The following is a 19098-nucleotide window of genomic DNA, read 5'->3' as shown; positions in this document are numbered from 1 at the left end:
CGCTAGCCCCTCCACGACACCTCCACTCGGCCCTACTGGTTAACGGGGCCGGTGGATCAAGATCAAAAGCAGATCAAGATCAAGATCAAGGGCACAATTCGCTGCGCTCTTGCTTTTTGTCTGTGGCGTTAGCCCGGGCGTAGGCCGCGTTCTTCGAAATAGTCTTCAAGTACCTGCGCATCGGCATTGCTGCGGGCCAGGGCGATGTAGCCGTCCGGTCTTATGAGGTAGACGGCGTCGCGTACAAGACCCGCCGCTTCATGAGCTTCGCTCCAGATGAAGACGTCCACCGGGATGCCGTGACCACTGCACCATTGCACCAGGCTGGCGCTGACGGCACCGTATACCTGCACTTGCCAGCACATCCGATTAAGGCAGTTGAAGTTGTCACGGCCGCCTTCGGCTACCCAGGGCAGGCGATCGCCACCCTGGACATGGCCGGCGTTGCCGGTGCTCAGGGGCATGTAGCGGTAGTTGAGGGTGACCTGTGAGACGGTCCGGAAGAGAAATTCGCGCGCCGTTTTGAATGCCACCAGCCGGGGGATCAGCCGCGGTGCCAAGCGGGTACGCAGCAGGGCGGCAACGCGGCCATCGGCGGTGATGAAGTTGAACACCTGGTCGGTGGTCGACACCAGGCGCTGGGCAAAGGCGCTGCGTTCGATTTCGTAGGTGTCGAGCAAGCCGGGCTGGGCTTTGCCACGCAGGACGCTGGCCAGCTTCCAGGCCAGGTTGATAGCGTCACCAATGCCGGTGTTCATGCCCTGGCCACCCGCCGGGCTGTGGACGTGGGCGGCATCACCGAGCAGGAAGGCCCGCTGGCGGCTGAAGTGCTCCGCCACCCGATGATGTACACGGTAGGTGGAAAACCAGTTGACCTGCTGGATCTGGATCTTGAGGTGTTCGATGGCGCGCTGGCCGACGTCTTCGAAACGCAGTTGATCGGGGTGTTCTGCACGTTCGTCGCGTACGGTGCCTATCAGCCGCGCCCGGCCGCTCCCCGCCAGGGGAAAGACCGCGAGGAAGTCCGCTTCGTCAATGTCGACATGCAGCTCGCCATTGAGTGCAGGGCCTGAGGCCTGGACATCGGCAACATAGAACACCTGCTGGTAGGTGCCGCCGGGAAAATCAATATCCAGGGCCTTGCGTACGGTGGAGCGGGCCCCGTCGCAACCGGCCAGGTAGTTCGCCTCACAGTGCTCTTCCAGACCATCGCCATGCCGCAGTTGGGCGCTGACACCTTGCCCGTCCTGATTGAATCCCATCAGCTCAGTCTCGCGTTCGACCTCGACACCGAAGCCCTGCAACCTCTCGATCAGCAACTGTTCGTGTTCATCCTGAGGAAAGATGTGCAGGAAGGGGTAGGGCGTAACGAACGCGCCGATAACGCTGAAGGGCAGGTGCGCTGCGACCTGGCCTTTTACCCAGAGGTTGGCTGCCGGCACCCGGTGGCCGCGTTCGAGAACGGCCGCGGTCAGGTCCAGCTGGCGGTACAGTTCCAGGGTCCGGGCCTGCACGGCCAGGGCCCGCGAGGTAGTGCCGGGGCCGGAGGTCCTGTCGATGATGCGCACCTTGATGCCCAGTTTGCTCAGCCACAAGGCCAGTACCAGCCCGGTAGGGCCGGCACCAACGATCAACACCTCACAGCGTTTCATCGCATGCGCTCCTCAGCGCTGGGCGAACGCCAGGTTCAAACCCAGGCCGGCAAAGGATGCCGCAAAACTGCGGCGCAACCAGTCCTGCACCTGCGGCGATTCGATCACCGCGCGGCGGAACAGGTTGGCCAGCAGACCGTACAACACGAACACCACAAAGGTCATAAGCATGAACACCCCGCTCAGGCTGAACATCTGCCCGGTGACTGAACCACCTTGGGGGGTAATGAACTGAGGTAGAAAGGCAAGGAAGAACAGGGTCAGTTTGGGGTTGAGGATGTTCAACAGACCGGCGCGCAGCATCAGGCTGCCAGCGCTGCCGACCTTGGTGTTGCTGTTCACGGCGAACGCCGAGCGGTCGCGCCAGGTGGCATAGGCCAGGTACAACAGATAGGCGACGCCAGCGAACTTCAGCCCCTGAAAGGCCAGGGCGCTGGTGTGCAGGATCGCCGAAAGGCCGAGGATCGAGGCCAGCAGGTGCGGGATGATCCCGGCCGTGCAGCCTAGTGCCGTATACAGACTGGCGCGCTTACCGGCAACCAGGGCGGTGGATATGGTCAGAATCACGCCGCTGCCGGGAATCAGCACGACGATCAGTGAAGTGATGAGAAAATCCAGGCTCGGCATTGTGGTGCGCTCCGTGCAGTCATGGGTTAGTTAAAGACCGGCTCCGCCGATCAGAAAAGCATAGTACTAACCGCTGTCTGCTGAAGGCAATATTCTGAAGGAAGGTATTAAAACACTGTTTTTAATACCTTGGGTGCGCATGTAAATGGTATTTAAGCCGTAGGTCGACGTTGCTTGCCTAACGTGGGAAGTGATCTAGGATCCAATATTAACGATGTTGTAAATTTTCTCGTTATCCGCTGTTGCTGTTATAGTGCCATCAGTGTAAGGCCAGTGTTACAGGGTGTTGGTAAAATCTGTTGTTTTCGTGGAATCAATAGCGGCTTTTGCTGTTGGTGTGTTTCTGTCTTTGTGTTTTTTTGTGTGGAGATATGTCGAAAGTGCTCGATGGAATGCGTCTTATTTGAATTCAAAGCGATGCCGGAGCACTGAGGAGCAAGGTTATGGACAATGAGCGGGATATAGTAGAGCGGCTGCGCAATGGCGATGCTCTAGCATTGGAACGCTTGATCAAAATGCATCATGCGTTTCTTATCACGCTCGCAACACCCTTGGTGGGTCCAGACTCTGCAAATGATGTCGCTCAGGAAACCTGGCTGAAAGCGGTTGCGGCAGTCGATATGTTCGAGGGGCGTTCAAAGTTTCGGACATGGTTGGCGAGAATAGCGATTAATGAAGCCCATTCGATAAATCGAAGAAAAGGACGAGAAATTTCTCTGGACTGGTGGGATGAGGATCACCGCTCAGTGACTGTTTCAGATTTTGATATTAATGATGGCGCTTGGGTGTCGGCACCCAAACAGTGGCATCACGACGGCCCTGAAGAGTTGTTGGCCGAAGTCGAGCTGCATGATTGTATTCGCAAGCATCTGTATCGTTTGCCTGGGGCTCAGCGAAGTGTAGTGATCATGCGTGATCTGGGCGGACTGGAGTACAAGGAAATTGCTACTACTTTGGGACTGACGGAGGTGAATGTACGCGTGTTACTCCACCGTGGGCGTCAGCGTATGCAAGCGATGCTCAGTCATTTTCAGGAAGAAGGAAACTGTTGAGTAGCTGCGGAACTCCAGTCTTATTTATGCATCAGGGCACGTCCCTGTGCATTGGGTACATCACACTATTATTAAACGCACAGGCTCAGTGAGCGCTTCGATATTCTTCTCTGTCTCTGATGATGGGGGAGGTAAAGTTTGGTTCCGGTTCAGTCGTTTGTTGAAGTGGTTCACTTGTTGGCGTTACACCGGAAGCAGTAGGTTGTTCTTTTAACATTTGTACATAACGTTCGCCTGAAGGTTGGTCTGGCTGATTCCTTACCAGTGCATTTTGTGAGTGATAGTCCATCAGTCGATCACTACCGCCCTCGGCGAGTAGCAATGGAGATGATTCATTGCTGGCTTGGGAGTTGCTTGGGCAATCAGTTTTATATGCCGCAAAAGTAACGGTGCTAAAAACGGCAGCCGCAACGATTCCCGACATCTTTAATGCCAGTTTCATGGTGGTTTCCTCAGAATGCTCATGACTTGAGGCCTGCTATTCATAGACGAATAGGCGTGGGTGTTTGTTACAGGCATTTTCGCCCTGCCAGCATCCGACGGACGCACCTTGTGTGCGGCAGGCCGATGCCTTATGGTGCTGCCGGCATTAGGAGATCGGCCTGTAGGAACCAATCGTTATTAAGTGAGGTACTGCTTGATAAAACTGCATATCCTTGTTTCCAAAAGCATTAAGCGGCCATTGAAGGTTTTTTCTGCTTGTCTACTCGGTTTGGGCGTTATGTGCGGGAGCGCATTCGCTATACCGCTGTCGCAGGATATGCAGCAGAGCCAGGCGGGCGTGCAACGCGTTAGCGACTGGCGTGCTTTGGTTTCCGAATCGGCTCAGCTTGCTGATAGCGAAAAGCTTCGGCGGGTCAATGCGTTTTTCAATCGTACGATCCGTTATGGCGAAGATGCGGACGTATGGAAGCAGGCTGACTATTGGGCATCCCCCCTTGAAACGCTAGAAAAGGGCAGGGGTGACTGTGAGGATTTTGCGCTGGCAAAATACTTTACGCTGCGGTTGCTGGGCATTCCTGAAGACAGCTTGCGTCTTGTCTACGCCACCCAGGCAAAAACCGGACAGGCGCATATGGTGCTCGGCTATTGGGCAGACGCTGGAACAGATCCGGTATTGCTGGACAACCTTGAAAACGGCATTCGTCCATTCGTGCAGCGTGATGATTTAAAAGCAGAATTTGCTTTTGATGAGCTCAATCTCTACAAATTTGATCACGCAGCTTTACAGTTGGTTGGCAGTGTTGGCCAGTTGCCCAACTGGCTGGCGCTTGTGCAAAGAACCAAACGTGAAGAATCGGAATTAGCCGATGCCACCGCACGTGGCGCACAGTCCGGGCTGCTGCTCTCGGCTGTAAGCCTGAAGCACTGAGCACTATCGCGCCGGCTGCAAGCGTTGGTCACTCGGCTTTGGCTCGCACAATACGGCCGCTCTTGATCTCGTCGGCATAGGCATGGAGTTTGTCCGAGTCCTTGTACAGGCGGTTCATCAGGTGCAGTACGGCGACCACATCGACACCGTCGATACGCTCGGCCAGTTTGCTGATCTCCCCGGCAGTGCGCTCCAGGTTGGAGGCGACGCTCTTCAGATCACGCTTGAGTTCGGCGGAGGATTTTTTCAGGCCCATGGGCGATTCTCGTAATTAGTCGGTGATTGCGCTCTTTTGTAGATTGCGGCGACTGCTTTTGTGGGAGCTGGCTTTGCCAGCGATGCAGGCAACGCGGATGAGCTGACACCGCGCTGATACCATCGCCGGCAAAGCCGGCTCCCACATTGACCCAGTGTTAGGCAGTTACCTTGTCGCGGTCAGCCAGGAAACAGAAACGGGCTGACCCCACTGCGCCCATAACCTTCGCGTTCCACCTCGGCATCCAGCGCCAGGGAGGCAAGGTCGTCGGCCAGCAGTTCCTGGTCGCGGTCCTTTTCCGGGTAAAAGACTTTCAGATAGCTGTGACAATCGTTGCAGCTTTCGGCTTTGACCGCGGCATCTTGGCGTTCCAGCGACCAGTAGTCCAGCGCGCCGGTGGCTTCGCAGTTACTGCACTTGACCCGGACCATATGCCAGCGGCACTCGCACAGGCTGCATTGCAGGTAGCGCAAGCCCGCCTGAGGGCCGGTCATGACCACGCTGGCTACTGGCGCGCTGGCGCACACCGGGCAGTGCTGGCGCTGTTCGCCCAGCGAGGCGCTGGCCGATGCCGGCAGGGCGTTGGCCAACTGGGTGAAGTACAGCGACAGTGCGGCCCAGAGGAACAACGCCTGGCCGCTGCCAACCGGTTCATAGTCGGCAGCCAGCAATTTACTGGCCAGATGGTCCAATTGCTCTGAAGTAAGCCCGCGAAGGCCGTCCAGCGTCGCGCGAACGGCCGGGTTGGCATCCGGGTACAGCTGCTCGATCAAGCCCAGCAGCAGTTGTTGCCAATACCGGTCAAGCGGGTAATCGGCACTCGCCAGTGGCGCCTGGCCACTGCTCAGTCGATCAGCGAGCCCGGCCGCCAGGGCCTGGGGCAATGGCATACGCTCAAGCAGTTGTTGCTGGGCCTCGGCCAGCTGTGCGCAGAAGCCGAGGTAATCGCCCATGGCATGCCCCTCGGCCAGCTGGCGCAGGCGCGCGGCGCGCTTGCTGTAGCGCTCCTTGAGCGACGGCAGCAGCACCGGCACGATCTCGTTGACCCCGCCTGTGGGCGTCTGCACCGGGGTCATCTGAATGCTGCTCATGGTTTGCTCCCGGTCTTGTCCTGCTTGTTGATCTGCCGGTACCAGCGATCATGGTGGGTCTTGGCCCAGGCGCGGCTGACGTAGCCTGTGACCATGCCGCGAATCGAACCTTTGACCCAGAACGCCAGGTAGGCATGGCCGATGATCAGCAAAATCAGGCTGATGCCGACAAGCGCATGCACCAACAAGCCGATACGGATGGTCGGGATCGAAAACAGCGGGGCGAAGTACGGGCGCCAGATCACCACGCCGCTGAGCAGCAACAGGGTGATCATGCTCATGATGCCCCAGAACAGGACCTTCTGACCGGCGTTGTATTTGCCGATGTTCAGCGCCGGGTCATGCTTGCCGGCCAGCACCTGTTTGAGGTTCTTGAACCACTGCAGGTCCTCGCGCTCAGGCAGGTTGTAGCGCACGAAGCGCACGAACAGGAACATCAGCAGCACAAACACCACGACCCCGAAGAACGGGTGCAGGATGCGCGCCAACTGCGGCGTGCCGAACACCGCGTTGAGGCCGTTGAACGAGGGGAAGAACCACGACAGCCCGGACAAAGCCACGGCGAAGAAGCAGATCACCATGAACCAGTGGCAGGCGCGGTCGATGAAGCGGGTGCGCAGGATCAGTTTGTCGGTGTTCATGCGTGGGTATCCTCCTCGCGTTTTTCGTCCTGTTCGTCGACCTCGTTGGGGCCGGTGCCGATGTAATGGAACAGGGTGCCGGCCAGGGTGGCGAAAAACGCCGCGGCGGCCACCGGTTTCATCCAGCCTTTCCAGCCCTGGATGGCACTGCTGATGCGCGGGTCGGTAGGCAATTTGTGGTACAGCTGCGGCTTGTCGGCATGTTGCAGCACGTAGACCACATGGGTGCCGCCCACGCCTTGCGGGTCGTAGATTCCGGCCCCGGCAAAGCCCCGGCCTTGCAGTTCAGTGACCCGTTCCTCGGCCTGGTGCAGCATGTCCTGCTTGCTGCCGAAGTTGATCGCGCCGGTAGGGCAGGTCTTGACGCAGGCCGGCTCCTGGCCGACCGAAACGCGGTCTACGCAGAGGGTGCACTTGTAGGCCTTGTTGTCCTTCTGGCTGATGCGCGGCACATCGAACGGGCAACCGGCGATGCAGTAGCCGCAACCGATGCAATGCTCGGACTGGAAGTCGACGATGCCGTTGGCGTACTGGATGATCGCCCCCGGTTGCGGGCAGGCTTTCAGGCAGCCGGGGTCGGCACAGTGCATGCAGCCGTCCTTGCGGATCAGCCATTCGAGCTTGCCGCTCTCGTCTTCGACTTCATCGAAGCGCATCAGCGTCCAGGTTTCGGCGGACAGGTCGGCCGGGTTGTCGTACACGCCGACGTTGTGGCCGACCTCGTCACGCAGGTCGTTCCATTCGTTGCACGCTACCTGGCAGGCTTTGCAGCCAATGCAGATGCTGACGTCGATCAGCTTGGCGACTTGCGCCTGGTGGTCGCGGGTGTGCGGCGCCGGGGTCAGCACGCTGGTGGCCGAGCGGCGGACGATGTCTTGGGATTGCATGGACATGGTTTCGCCCTCAGACCTTTTCAATATTCACGAGAAACGCCTTGTACTCCGGCGTCTGGGTGTTCGAATCGCCGACGCCCGGGGTCAGGGTGTTGGCCAGGAAACCCTTGCGGGTCGCGCCTTCGTAACCCCAGTGGCAGGGAATGCCGATGGTGTCGACATCCTGGCCATCGATGGCCAGACGCCGGATGCGTTTGGTCACCACCGCCTTGGCCTTGATGTAGCCGCGTTGGGTGCTGACCTTGACCGTGTCGCCCTGAACGATGCCTTTGTCGTTGGCCAGCTTTTCGCCGATTTCAATGAACTGCTCGGGCTGGACGATGGCGTTCAGCCGCGCATGCTTGGTCCAGTGACGGAACAGCTCGGTGATCGAGTAGGTGGTTGCCACATAGGGGAAATCTTCACGTTTGCCCATACGTTTGCGGTCGCTTTCGTACACGCGCGCCGTCGGGCTGTAGGTCACCTTCGGGTGCAGCGGGTTGTGCGCCAGCGGGCTTTCGGTCGGTTCGTAGTGTTCGGGGAACGGGCCGTCGTTCAGGGCACCGACCGAGAACAGCCGTCCCAGGCCTTCAGGCAGCATGATGAACGGATTGACCTTGCCACCCGGTGCCGCGGTGACGGCGAAGTCAGGCACGTCGACGCCGCTCCAGCGTTGACCGTCCCAGCCGATCAGTTTGCGTTTCGGGTCCCACGGCTTGCCCTGCGGGTCGGCCGAAGCGCGGTTGTAGAGGATGCGTCGGTTCTGCGGCCAGGCCCAGGCCCAGCCCGGAGTGCAGCCCAGACCACTGTCGGCGTTGTCGCGACGGGCCATCTGGTTGCCTTGTTCGGTCCAGGAGCCAGCGAAGATCCAGTTGAAACACTGGGTGCTGCCGTCGTCGCGCAGTTGCGAGAAATCGTCAAGCAACTGGCCCTTGCGCAGGATCAGCTTGCCTTGCTCGTCGTGCAGGTCGGCCAGGGCGCGGCCGTTGGATTCCTTGGCCACTTCTTCGGGTTTGGGGTCGTACGGGTCGGCGTAATCCCAGGCCATGTTGAGGATCGGCGCCGGGTTGGCGCCGCCTTCTTTTTCGTACAGTTCACGGATTTTCATGAACAGATGGCCGAGGATCTTGCCGTCGTGCCAGGCCTCGCCGGGCGGTGCGGCCCCGGCCCAGTGCCACTGCAACCAGCGTCCGGAGTTGACGATCGAGCCGTCTTCTTCGGCAAAGCAGGAGGAGGGCAGGCGGAACACTTCGGTCTGGATCGCGGCGCTGTCGACATCGTGCTGTTCGCCGTGGTTCTGCCAGAAACTCGAAGTCTCGGTGGCCAGCGGGTCGATGATCACCAGGAACTTGAGTTTGGCCAGTGCCGCCTGGGCCTTGTTCTTGTCCGGGAAGGCCGCCACCGGGTTGAAACCCTGGGCGATGTAGCCGTTGACCTTGCCTTCGTACATGCGATTGCTGTAGTTGAGCACGTCGTAGCTGTCGTCCCACTTTGGCAGCCAGTCGAAGCCCCAGTCGTTGTCGGCAGTGGCCTTGTCACCCCAGAGGCTTTTCATCAGGCTGATGAAGAACTTCGGCGTGTGCTTGTAGTAGTTGACCTGGTCTTCCAGCAGCGCCGTCGGCGTGGTCTGCTTGAGGTAGCTGGCCAGGGTGGTCTGCTGGTCGGACGGCAGGTTCATGTAGCCGGGCAGACGCAGCGACAGCAGGCCGAGGTCGGTGTAGCCCTGGATGTTGGAGTGGCCACGCAGGGCGTTGACCCCGCCACCGGCCATGCCGATGTTGCCCAGCAGCAGCTGGATCATGCCCGAGCCACGGATCATCTGCGCGCCGTTGGTGTGGTGAGTCCAGCCCAGGGCGTAGAGGAAGGTGGCAGTGCGGTCCGGCACGCAGGTGCTGGCGAGGATCGCGCAGATCTGCAGGAAATCATCCTTGGGCGTTCCGCAGATATTGGTGACCACTTCAGGGGTGTAGCGGCTGACGTGCGCCTTGAGCAGGTTCCATACACAGCGCGGGTGGCTGAGGGTCATGTCGCGCTTGGCGTAGCCTTTTTCGTCGAGCTCGTAGGTCCAGGAGCTGCGGTCGTAGCTGCGCTTGTTCTCGTCGTAGCCGCTGAACAGGCCGTCGTCGAAGTGGTAGTCCTCGCGCACGATCAGGCTGGCGTTGGTGTAGTGGCGCACGTACTCGTGCTGGACCTTGTCGTTGCTGATCAGGTAATTGACCACGCCCATCAGGAAGGTCACGTCGGAGCCGGCGCGGATCGGCGAGTAGATGTCGGCCACTGCAGCACTGCGGTTGAAGCGCGGGTCAACGACGATGACCTTGGCGCCGTTGCGAATCTTCGCCTCGATCACCCATTTGAAGCCCACCGGGTGCGCTTCGGCCGGGTTGCCGCCCATGATCAGCACCACGTTGGCGTTCTTGATGTCGACCCAGTTGTTGGTCATCGCGCCACGGCCGAAGGTCGGCGCCAGGGCCGAGACGGTCGGGGCATGGCAGACGCGGGCCTGGCTGTCGGTGCCGAGAATGCCCAGCGCGCGGGTAAAACGCTGGTCGAGCGAGCCGGTTTCGCTGCTGGCGGCCGAGGAGCAGAGCATGCCGGTACTCAGCCAGCGGTTGACCGTGGTGCCCTTGGCGTTTTTCTCGATGAAGTTGGCGTCGCGGTCGTCCTTCATCAGGCGGGCGATGCGCTCGATGGCGTGGTCCCAGCTGATGCGCTGCCATTTGTCCGAACCCGGTGCGCGGTATTCGGGGAACAGTAGGCGCTGCTCGCTGTGCACATAGTCCACCAGGCCGGCGCCTTTCGGGCACAGCGAGCCGCGGCTGACCGGGTGATCCGGGTCGCCTTCGATGTGGAAGATGCGCGCCTTGGCGTTCTTCGCGCCGTCACCCAGGCTGTACATGAGAATCCCGCAACCTACGGAACAGTAGGTGCAGTTGTTGCGGGTTTCCTTGGCGCGCAACAGCTTGTACTGGCGCGACTGGGTGGCCTGGGCCATACCGGGGGCAAAACCCAGGGTCGCGCAGGTGGCGGTGGCGACCCCGGCGGTACAGAGCTTGAAGAACTGACGTCTGCCAAGTCCCATGGTTATCTCCTTATTCTGGTGGCTGCACAAAGCAGCGGGCATAGGCATGCCCGGCAACAAGGCGTCGCAAGCGCAGTTGGCGTTGGTGAGATCACGATTGGTTGCAGGCCCTGTCTGGCGCAGGGCTCGGATAACGCGGATGAACGGTAGTGTATTCCCGTATGGAATGTAGGACTAATCAAGGGTGTTGATGGCGCTATCGAGCGCCTCTATCGTCAACTGTTTGACCTTGGCAGAGCCTTGTCCTGCGCGCCTCGGGCACCGGGCGCTAGTGTCGGGGATTAGACGAAAGTAGCAGGCAGGCCAGGTGAGAGAGTGGGAAGCCTGCTCTCTTTATATTCATTAATGGTCTAACAAAATGATTAATTATTCTTTTTTGTTTTTCTCCTGAGCGTGCACTCTGCACCTCAAGCACTGCGCCGCAGTGCATCCCGGAACGAGGAAGCAGAGCATGACCATCAAGGCGATCAACGTACGCAATCAGTTCAAGGGCACGGTCAAGGAGATCATCGAAGGGCCAGTGGTGTCGGAAATCGATGTGCAGACCTCCGCAGGTATTGTCACTTCGGTGATCACCACCCGTTCGGTGCACGAGCTGGAGTTGCGGGTGGGCAGTGAAGTGATTGCCTTCGTCAAATCCACCGAGGTGTCGATCGCCAAGCTATGAGGGTTTGCGCGTCAGCTCGAAGCGACACACCTGTCCACCGCGCAGCATGCACTCCAGGTGCTGCACCTTACCCCCGCCAAGGCTGCCGATCAGCGCCAGGTCGAGCTCACAGACTTCAGGGTGAGCTTCGGCCAGCTGGTGAAACACGCAGTTGTGGGCGACGATTTGCGCAGGCGCGCCCCCAGAGCGGAAAAATACTTCGGATTCATAGCCGACATCTTTCATATGCGCAGCGATCTGCTGTTCATCGAGCCGGGTAGCGCTCAGGTCCGCGGCCATTTTCTCGCCCAGACTACGCATCAACTGCACCAGCGCTTCGTGGCCGATCAGGCTGGCGACTTCATCGATCAACAGGTTGGCCAGCAAGTGATAGTGGCGCGGGAACAACTCCCGGCCATGCGCGCTGAGGCGATACAACTGCTCGGGGCGGCGGCCAGTGGCGCGCAGATCGCCGCGCACCACCAGACCGTCACGTTCCAGGGCCGCCAGGTGCTGACGCACCGCCGTGCGGGTGACCGACAGCTGGCTGGCCAGTTCTTCGATGCTCATGCCGGCAGCCGTATACAGCAAGGCTGAAAGCAGATCCTGTTGAGTACGTCCCAGACCTTCGAACATCGACAGACCTCGCTCAGAACTTGTCCGGGAACTGTTTGACCAGTGCCGCCGTCAAGGCATCGGCCAACCCGAGAATATGCTCGCGCATGTGTTGCCAGGTGACCGCTTCTGCCTTGTAGTCCTTTTTCCCGAGTTCGTCGATCTGCGCAATATGGTGGCCGCCATGGGCGGCGAGCATCGTATTGAGCGTAGCTTCCGGCAAGTTGGGGTTGGCTGTTGAGAGGAATTTGGCCAGGGCCTTGGCATTGCTGCCCAGGTCGTTGACCGCTGCCTGTTTACCCGACGCCGACTGGCTGACACTGGCATCACTGTACTGTTTGACCGCGCCCCAGTGCCCGGCGAGCAGTTTCAGCAACTGGTCGGCGGCGGGCTGGCCGTAGAGCGGGGCGATGCTGTTGGCAATCGCAGTGGCATTGCTGACCACCTGCTGGCTGGCGACATCGGCCTGTTGACGATTGCCGGCCTGATTGGCGATGGCGTAATCGCGAATCCAGAAAATATGCTCGACCCACAGGTCGCGCAGGGCCAGGCGCGTGGTCAATGCAGCGGATTCGGCTTGCGGGGCAGGGGTTTGAGCCGCAGGGCTCAAGCTGGGAAGCGCACATAAAGCTGCAAGCAGCAGCACAACTGACAGTCTGATCTTCATGGCAGTACCCTCGGCGGGTGAAGTGGCCTACAAGATCAATTACAGCATAAAAATATGTCGTTATTGATTGGGGCGCCGAACGGTTGTTGCCCACCGTCAAGGCGGTGGGCAACCGAGGGTTCAGCTCAGGAGTGAGTCGCTTCGGGCAGGATCATCCGTGCCGGCGCCTGGGCGGCTTTGCCACGGGCCACCAGGTAATACAGCACGCTCGGCACCACCAGGCCGATGATCCACGACACATCGACACCACCGAGATGAGCAACCATCGGGCCGGTGTAGAGTTTGGTGGAAATGAACGGCATCTGCACCAGTACGCCAATGGTGTAGACGATGATGCCCGGCATGTTCCAGCGCCCGTAGCGGCCATTGGGGTCGGCCAGGGCCGGCACGTCGTAGCGTTCCTTGGTGATGAAGTAGTAATCGACCAGGTTGACCGCGCTCCAGGGTACGAAGAAGGTCAGCAGGAACAGGATGAACGACTTGAATGCGACGAGGAACGAGTGCTGGCCGAGCAGGGCGATCAGGGTCGAGGCGCCGACGATGCCAAGGACGAAGAACAGACGCTGGCGGCGGCTGACTTCAATATGCCCGCGAAAGCCACTGATGATGGTGGCGATGCACATGAAACTGCCGTAGGAGTTGAGGGTGGAGATGGTCACCTTGCCGAAGGCGATGCTGAAATACAGCAGTGCGGCGGTGGCGCCGGTGCCCCCGAGGCCGACGATATAGGCCACTTCACGGCCGGAGAACTGGCCGTTGGCGATGGCTGCGGCAAACACCCCGAGCACCATCGACGCCTGGGAGCCGACTACCGAGCCCAGCCCTGCGGCAAGGAAGGTCTTGAACGACGAAGTACGGCTTGGCAGGTAGCGCGAATAGTCCGCCACATAGGGGCCGAAGGAGATCTGCCAGGACGCCGACAACGACACCGCAAGCAGGAACGTGGTCCAGCTGAAATGGCGGTTTTGCAGGAGCTCGCTGATGTCGCTGATGACCATGATGCGGCTGAACAGGTAAACGAATGCGATGATCCCCAGTACGCTGGCAATCCGCCCGATCCAGTGGATCATGCGATAGCCGAACACTGTGGCCAGGACGATCACGGCGGCGAAAATCAGGATCCCGACGCTGTCGCTGACGCTGAGCAACTGGCCGATCGCCTGGCCCGACAGCACCGTGCCGGTGGCGGTGAAACCCAGGTACATCAGGCACACCAGGGCAATCGGGATGGCCGCGCCATAGACACCGAACTGCACCCGGCTGGAAATCATCTGCGGCAAGCCCAGTTTCGGCCCTTGAGCGGCGTGCAGGGCCATGACCGCGCCGCCGACCAGTTGGCCGATCAGCAAGCCGATCAACGACCAGAACACGTCACCACCGAGCACCACGGCCAGGGCCCCGGTGACGATTGCAGTGATCTGCAGGTTGGCACCCAGCCACAGGGTGAACTGACTGTACAGGCGTCCGTGTCGTTCATTTTCCGGGATGTAGTCGATCGAGCGACGTTCGATCAAGGGCTTGCTGCGCGAGGCGCTGGCCTGGGTCATTGCTGTGGATCTCCGCATATTGTTGTTGTCGAGCGGTCGGGTCACCGGCCGGACGCAGGGCGGGCGACGTCAGCAGATATGAGCATGTATATACAATTACAGTCAAGTGTATGTGTCGTGATGGCGACGCTCTGCTACGCTGCAGTTTTTCAGCCTCAGCAGTGCTCAAAACCCATGCCTGAATCAACAGCTGAACCCCAAGCGGTCTGTAGCCCGATCACTCGCAGCGCGATCTTTATCGTCGCCACGCTCAAGCCCGGGCCTGAAGCTGCCGAACGCGTACGCGGGTGGTGTGCCGATGTCGCCGGGCTGACCCGTTCGGTGGGCAAGCGCGTGCCGGGCGGCAACCTGTCGTGCGTCTGCGGTTTTGCTGACAGCGCCTGGGACCGCCTGTTCGGTGATCCGCGTCCGGCGGCCTTGCACCCCTTTCGCGAGTTCGGTCCAGAGCAGCGCCGTGCCCTGGCAACGCCGGGTGACCTGCTGTTGCATATCCGCGCCGAACACATGGACCTGTGCTTCGAGCTGGCCACGCAATTGATGGCGGCGCTGGGCGATGCGGTGACCGTGGTCGATGAGGTTCAGGGTTTTCGTTATTTCGACATGCGCAGCATCATCGGTTTTGTCGACGGCACGGAAAACCCGGTCGGGCGCAAGGCAGAGCATTTCACCCTGATCGGTGCTGAAGACCCGGCCTTCAGCGCAGGCAGTTATGTGTTGGTGCAGAAGTACCTGCACAACATGCAGGCGTGGAACGCACTGACTGTCGAGGCCCAGGAACGCGTGATCGGCCGTAGCAAACTGGCTGATATCGAACTCGACGAATCGGTCAAACCCAGTTGCTCGCACAGCGCGTTGACGGTCCTTGAGCAGGACGGCGAGGAAGTGAAGATCCTGCGCGACAACATGCCGTTCGGCCGCCCTGGTGCCGGGGAATTCGGCACCTACTTCATTGGTTATGCGCGTTCTCCCGAGCCGATCGAACAGATGCTCGAAAACATGTTTGTCGGTAAACCTGCAGGTAACTACGACCGCTTGCTCGACTTCAGCACGGCGGTCAGCGGTGGCCTGTTTTTCGTGCCTTCAGCCGATGTGCTCGAAGCGCTTGCCGAGCGCACCGGCTAATCGGCACATGCGCGTTGTCAGTGGCTGTCGAGCAGTGCTTTGACTTCGGCAAAACATTTCTCAGCGAGGGCCGAGCGCGGTTCGCTACGGCGCAGCAGCAGGCCGATCGGAGCATGCACGCTGGCGCTGGCTATCGGCACGATACGAATGTGTTCGCTCAGTTCGTCCAGCCCGCTTTGCAGTGGCATGATCGCGCAGCAGATGCCGGCGCAGATCGCCTGGATCAGCTGGTAGGTGGAGTCGCTCTCCAGCACCGGTTGCGGGTGCAGGCCCCGGCTTCTGAAACTCAGGTCGACGGATTGGCGGTAGTGCATGCCCTTGGACAGCATCCCCAGGGGGATATCGCTGACTGCCTCCCACGGCAGTTCGGGCTGGTCAAAGTGGTAGTGGCGCGTGTCGTACAGCAGGCCCATGCTGGTAGCGCCCAGTTCGATGACCTCGAAGAAGCTGGTGTTGATCTGGTCCAGATAGCAGATACCGAGATCGAGCTGGTTGCGGCTCAAACCATCGATGACCTGTTCCGAGCTCAGTGACGAGAGCTGGAAATGCAGCTCTGGATAGCGCTGGGCCAGGGGCGTGAGGAAGCTCATGGGGTTGATGCTCGACAACGGCACCATGCCCAGGCGCAGGTTGCCGACGATCTGCCCGCGGCAGCTGGCAGCCTCGGCCTGCAGGCCGTCGTAGGCCGCCAGTAGGGTCCGGGCCCAGGCCAGGATGCGCTCGCCGGCTTCGGTGAAACCTTCAAAACGTTGGCCGCGGGTTACCAGCACCAGGTCCAGCTCGTCTTCCAGGTTGCGCAAGCGCATGGACAGCGTCGGCTGGGTGATGTGGCACAGCGCAGCGGCCTGGCCGAAGTGTCTGGTCTGATCCAGGGCGATGAGAAACTTGAGTTGTTTGATGTCCATGGCGCGGCCTGGCAAGTGGTATGGGGTTGAGCATAGTGCGGTTACGCAACCCTACTCGCAGGGCAAAAGTGCGTCCAATGAGTATGAGTGACTGGTTGATAAGTGCGGTCGATCAAGCGGGTGGTTGTGGTGTTTTGCCAATAGAGGGGGTCGATAGGCTGTTGTGAACTATCGATTGGACGGCTTTTGTTTTAGTCACTAGTTTCCCCGAAGATTACTCTTCGACCCTGAGGCTATTACATGAGTGTGAAAATGGATGCGGTTTTCGTACCGATCAACATCGCCGTACTGACCGTCAGTGATACCCGTACTTTTGCCACCGACACCTCTGGCGAATTGCTGGCGACTCGCGCGGTGGAAATGGGCCATCGCCTGGTGGCCCGTGAGTTGCTCAAGGACGATGTCTACAAAATCCGCGCGCAGGTGGCGACCTGGATCGCCGACGACCAGGTGCAGGTGGTGCTGGTGACCGGTGGCACCGGTTTTACCGCCCGCGACAGCACCCCCGAGGCGGTGGCCTGTTTGCTCGACAAGCATATTGACGGGTTTGGCGAGTTGTTCCGCGCCTTGTCGATCCTCGACATCGGCACCTCCACGGTGCAGACCCGCGCTTTGGCCGGGCTGGCCAATGGTACGCTGGTGTGCTGCCTGCCGGGCTCGACCGGTGCCTGCCGCACGGCATGGGAAGGCATCCTGGCCGAGCAGCTCGATGCCCGTCACCGTCCCTGCAACTTCGTTGCCCACCTCAAACCCGGCAATCTGTGCGGGTCGCGTCAAGGCCAATGAACAATGGTGGGGGATGCCAGTGGGAGCGGGCTTGCCCCGCGATACGATTTGGCTGACAGACCGCAATCGCGGGGCAAGCCCGCTCCCACCCTATGCCTTCAACTGAGAACGAAGTCCACCGGCTGCAGGGGCGCAGGCAGGTCGGTGTGACCTGCCGCTGAGAGAATTTCCCGTTCGATCGTACGCACCATGGCATCGGTAGGCAGGTCGTTTTCATCGTGTCCGAACGGGTCTTCCAGCTCATCGCTGATGGCGTCCAGGCCGAAGAAGGTGTAGCTGACAATCGCCGTGAAAATCGGCGCCAGCCAACCCAGCGGCTGGGCCATGGCGAACGGCAGCAGCACGCAGAAGATGTAGATCGTGCGGTGCAGCAGCAAGGTGTAGGGGAAGGGCAAGGGTGTGCTTTTGATCCGCTCACAAACGGCCTGGGCTTCGGACAGCCCATGCAAGCGCTGCTCAAGTGCCATGTAGCGCCATTCACTGATGGTGTTTTCTTCGGCCAGACGCGAACAGATCCTGCCTGTCTCTTGCAGGATTGCATCGCTGATGTTGTGAGTGGGCAGGGCGGATACACCAGGCACCCATTTGCGCGCGACGTGCAGTTCGTCTTCGCCGCGTAACCTGGCGTTCAGCGCATGGGCATAACCGCACAGATTCAGCAGCAGGCTTTCGCGCAGTTGCCGATCGGCGATGACGCAGCTTTCGCGAATGAACGAGCGTATTTCGATGATCACCTGACCCCAGGCTTTGCGGCCTTCCCACCAGCGTTCATAGCAGGCGTTGTTGCGAAAGCTCATGAAAATCGACAAAGAGATGCCGAGCAACGTGAAGGGCGTGGCGTTGACCCGGGAAAACAGCGCCGGGTGCTGGTTCTCGATCAGCACGATCAGCGAAGCCAGCGCGGTGACCATGACAGTGCGCCGGGCGATGCGCTTGGCTATCGAGCCTTTGAGGGAGATCAGGACGTTGAGCAGGTTGGGTTTGGGGTGAACGATCATCAGGGTTCCGTTAGCCGCCGGTCATGTTCATGAAACGCAGGATCTGCACGTCGCCGTTGATGTCGAAGTGGTGACGGTAGGGCTTGAGGGTCATGGCGTCGCGAATGGCCTTGTCCAGCCGGGCGCTGTCGCCGGGGTGCGCGCGCAGCACCTGCTTCAGGTCGCTGGCGTGCTCGTTGCCCAGGCACAGCAACAAACGGCCTTCGACGGTCAGGCGCACGCGGTTGCAACTGCCACAGAAGTTATGGCTGTGGGGCGAAATGAAGCCGATGCGAATCTGCGGCGCTTCGGCCAGGCGCCAGTACCGTGAAGGGCCCTGGGTGGATTCAGCGGATTCGATCAAGGTGAATTGCTCGGCGATGCGTGCGCGGACTTCATCGCTCGAGCAGTAGGACTCGCTGCGCTGGTGCTCACTGATGACTCCCAGGGGCATTTCTTCGATGAAGGAAATGTCCAGCTCGCGGTCGATGGCAAAGCGCACCAGGTCGTTGATCTCGCCGTCGTTGCGGCCCTTGAGCACCACGCAATTGAGTTTGGTGCGGCGAAAGCCGGCTGCGCGTGCGGCGTCGATACCAGCGATCACCTGATGCAGATCGCCGGTGCGGGTAAGCGCTTTGAAGCGCTGCGGGTCGAGGCTGTCGAGGCTGATGTTCAGGCGCGACAGCCCGGCATCGAACAAGGGTTTGGCCAGGCGTCCGAGTTGTGAGCCATTGCTGGTCATGCACAGCTCGCGCAACCCCGGCAGCGCCGCGACGCGTGTGCACAGCTCGACAATGCCGCTGCGCACCAGTGGCTCACCGCCGGTCAGGCGGATCTTGCGGGTGCCCATGGCGATGAAACGCTCGGCCACTTGATACAGCTCTTCAAGGGTCAGAATGCGTTGGCGCGGCAGGAACTGCATGTCTTCAGCCATGCAGTAGACGCAACGGAAATCGCAACGATCGGTCACCGACATCCTCAGGTAATCAATCTTTCTATTGAAGCCATCGACCAATGTAGTGTCGTTTGCATTCACGGTTGCGATTACCTCTTTTAATTTCATGTCGGTTATTGCGGTGAACGCATGGGGTGCAAATAAAATAAATAATCATGGTGCCTTGTATCGAGCATAGGGAGCTGCGGGAGTGACGTCAAATTGCTTTTAGTGACTAATTGATAAGTACCGTC

Annotated in this window: 19 protein-coding genes; 5 read left to right on the top strand and 14 right to left on the bottom strand. The window is 59.9% G+C overall.

Annotation, left to right across the window (positions count from 1 at the left end; all coding sequences use genetic code 11):
* Nucleotides 1-128: 128 nt before the first annotated feature.
* Nucleotides 129-1652, bottom strand: coding sequence for an FAD-dependent monooxygenase (locus AC07OF_RS24020; protein ID WP_157192997.1), 1524 nt, complete (start codon nt 1650-1652; stop codon nt 129-131).
* Nucleotides 1653-1664: 12 nt separating this feature from the next.
* Nucleotides 1665-2279: a LysE family translocator gene (locus AC07OF_RS24015; RefSeq protein ID WP_495073565.1), complete on the bottom strand. Its 615-nt coding sequence runs from the start codon at nt 2277-2279 to the stop codon at nt 1665-1667.
* A 443-nt stretch (nt 2280-2722) separates the two neighbouring features.
* Here AC07OF_RS24015 and AC07OF_RS24010 point away from each other — a divergent pair, with 443 nt between their 5' ends.
* On the top strand, nt 2723-3331 hold the full coding sequence (locus tag AC07OF_RS24010; RefSeq protein WP_422415742.1) for a sigma-70 family RNA polymerase sigma factor: 609 nt from the start codon (nt 2723-2725) through the stop codon (nt 3329-3331).
* An 85-nt stretch (nt 3332-3416) separates the two neighbouring features.
* On the opposite strand, the gene AC07OF_RS24005 is transcribed toward AC07OF_RS24010, so the two are convergent.
* A complete protein-coding gene (locus AC07OF_RS24005; RefSeq protein WP_157192994.1) occupies nt 3417-3773 on the bottom strand; it encodes a hypothetical protein in 357 nt (118 codons plus the stop codon).
* 195 nt (nt 3774-3968) lie between these two features.
* Here AC07OF_RS24005 and AC07OF_RS24000 point away from each other — a divergent pair, with 195 nt between their 5' ends.
* Nucleotides 3969-4703, top strand: coding sequence for a transglutaminase-like cysteine peptidase (locus tag AC07OF_RS24000; RefSeq protein WP_157192993.1), 735 nt, complete (start codon nt 3969-3971; stop codon nt 4701-4703).
* Nucleotides 4704-4731: 28 nt separating this feature from the next.
* Here AC07OF_RS24000 and AC07OF_RS23995 read toward each other — a convergent pair whose 3' ends face one another.
* From AC07OF_RS23995 to fdnG, 5 genes are all read right to left on the bottom strand, one after another.
* Nucleotides 4732-4959: a hypothetical protein gene (locus AC07OF_RS23995; protein ID WP_038611853.1), complete on the bottom strand. Its 228-nt coding sequence runs from the start codon at nt 4957-4959 to the stop codon at nt 4732-4734.
* Nucleotides 4960-5138: 179 nt separating this feature from the next.
* Entirely contained in the window at nt 5139-6050 is a 912-nt protein-coding gene (gene fdhE / locus AC07OF_RS23990; protein ID WP_495073564.1) for a formate dehydrogenase accessory protein FdhE, read from the bottom strand.
* Nucleotides 6047-6691 carry a formate dehydrogenase subunit gamma gene (locus tag AC07OF_RS23985; protein ID WP_038611847.1) on the bottom strand — a complete coding sequence of 215 codons (645 nt, stop codon included), beginning with the start codon at nt 6689-6691 and terminating at the stop codon, nt 6047-6049. Before AC07OF_RS23985 ends, fdhE begins: the two co-directional genes overlap by 4 nt.
* Nucleotides 6688-7578 carry a formate dehydrogenase subunit beta gene (gene fdxH, locus AC07OF_RS23980; protein ID WP_269769843.1) on the bottom strand — a complete coding sequence of 297 codons (891 nt, stop codon included), beginning with the start codon at nt 7576-7578 and terminating at the stop codon, nt 6688-6690. Before fdxH ends, AC07OF_RS23985 begins: the two co-directional genes overlap by 4 nt.
* A 16-nt stretch (nt 7579-7594) precedes the next feature.
* Nucleotides 7595-10645, bottom strand: coding sequence for a formate dehydrogenase-N subunit alpha (fdnG, locus tag AC07OF_RS23975; RefSeq protein ID WP_157192991.1), 3051 nt, complete (start codon nt 10643-10645; stop codon nt 7595-7597).
* Nucleotides 10646-11096: 451 nt separating this feature from the next.
* Between fdnG and AC07OF_RS23970 the strand changes: the two genes are divergently transcribed.
* Nucleotides 11097-11312, top strand: a complete 216-nt coding sequence (locus AC07OF_RS23970; protein WP_010227092.1) for a TOBE domain-containing protein — start codon at nt 11097-11099, stop codon at nt 11310-11312.
* On the opposite strand, the gene AC07OF_RS23965 is transcribed toward AC07OF_RS23970, so the two are convergent.
* From AC07OF_RS23965 to AC07OF_RS23955, 3 genes are all read right to left on the bottom strand, one after another.
* On the bottom strand, nt 11307-11927 hold the full coding sequence (locus AC07OF_RS23965; protein WP_157192990.1) for a helix-turn-helix transcriptional regulator: 621 nt from the start codon (nt 11925-11927) through the stop codon (nt 11307-11309). The two genes, AC07OF_RS23970 and AC07OF_RS23965, sit on opposite strands and share 6 nt — an antisense overlap.
* Before the next feature lie 13 nt (nt 11928-11940).
* Nucleotides 11941-12573: a hypothetical protein gene (locus tag AC07OF_RS23960; RefSeq protein ID WP_191831610.1), complete on the bottom strand. Its 633-nt coding sequence runs from the start codon at nt 12571-12573 to the stop codon at nt 11941-11943.
* A gap of 125 nt (nt 12574-12698) precedes the next feature.
* Nucleotides 12699-14120, bottom strand: a complete 1422-nt coding sequence (locus tag AC07OF_RS23955; RefSeq protein WP_157192988.1) for a purine-cytosine permease family protein — start codon at nt 14118-14120, stop codon at nt 12699-12701.
* A 174-nt stretch (nt 14121-14294) separates the two neighbouring features.
* On the opposite strand from AC07OF_RS23955, the gene AC07OF_RS23950 reads away from it, so the two are divergent.
* Nucleotides 14295-15242: a Dyp-type peroxidase gene (locus tag AC07OF_RS23950; RefSeq protein WP_157192987.1), complete on the top strand. Its 948-nt coding sequence runs from the start codon at nt 14295-14297 to the stop codon at nt 15240-15242.
* Nucleotides 15243-15259: 17 nt separating this feature from the next.
* Here AC07OF_RS23950 and AC07OF_RS23945 read toward each other — a convergent pair whose 3' ends face one another.
* Nucleotides 15260-16147: a LysR family transcriptional regulator gene (locus AC07OF_RS23945; RefSeq protein WP_157192986.1), complete on the bottom strand. Its 888-nt coding sequence runs from the start codon at nt 16145-16147 to the stop codon at nt 15260-15262.
* A gap of 240 nt (nt 16148-16387) precedes the next feature.
* Between AC07OF_RS23945 and moaB the strand changes: the two genes are divergently transcribed.
* Nucleotides 16388-16933, top strand: coding sequence for a molybdenum cofactor biosynthesis protein B (gene moaB / locus AC07OF_RS23940; RefSeq protein WP_157192985.1), 546 nt, complete (start codon nt 16388-16390; stop codon nt 16931-16933).
* A 98-nt stretch (nt 16934-17031) separates the two neighbouring features.
* Here moaB and AC07OF_RS23935 read toward each other — a convergent pair whose 3' ends face one another.
* Nucleotides 17032-17931: a bestrophin family protein gene (locus AC07OF_RS23935; RefSeq protein WP_157192984.1), complete on the bottom strand. Its 900-nt coding sequence runs from the start codon at nt 17929-17931 to the stop codon at nt 17032-17034.
* Nucleotides 17932-17941: 10 nt separating this feature from the next.
* Complete coding sequence (moaA, locus tag AC07OF_RS23930; RefSeq protein ID WP_157192983.1) at nt 17942-18973, bottom strand: GTP 3',8-cyclase MoaA; 1032 nt, start codon at nt 18971-18973, stop codon at nt 17942-17944.
* Nucleotides 18974-19098 lie beyond the last annotated feature (125 nt).

Source organism: Pseudomonas sp. GW821-FHT10B02 (assembly GCF_059415665.1).
Note: the sequence above shows the minus strand (reverse complement) of the source record. Positions and strands in the feature narration are given on the sequence as shown.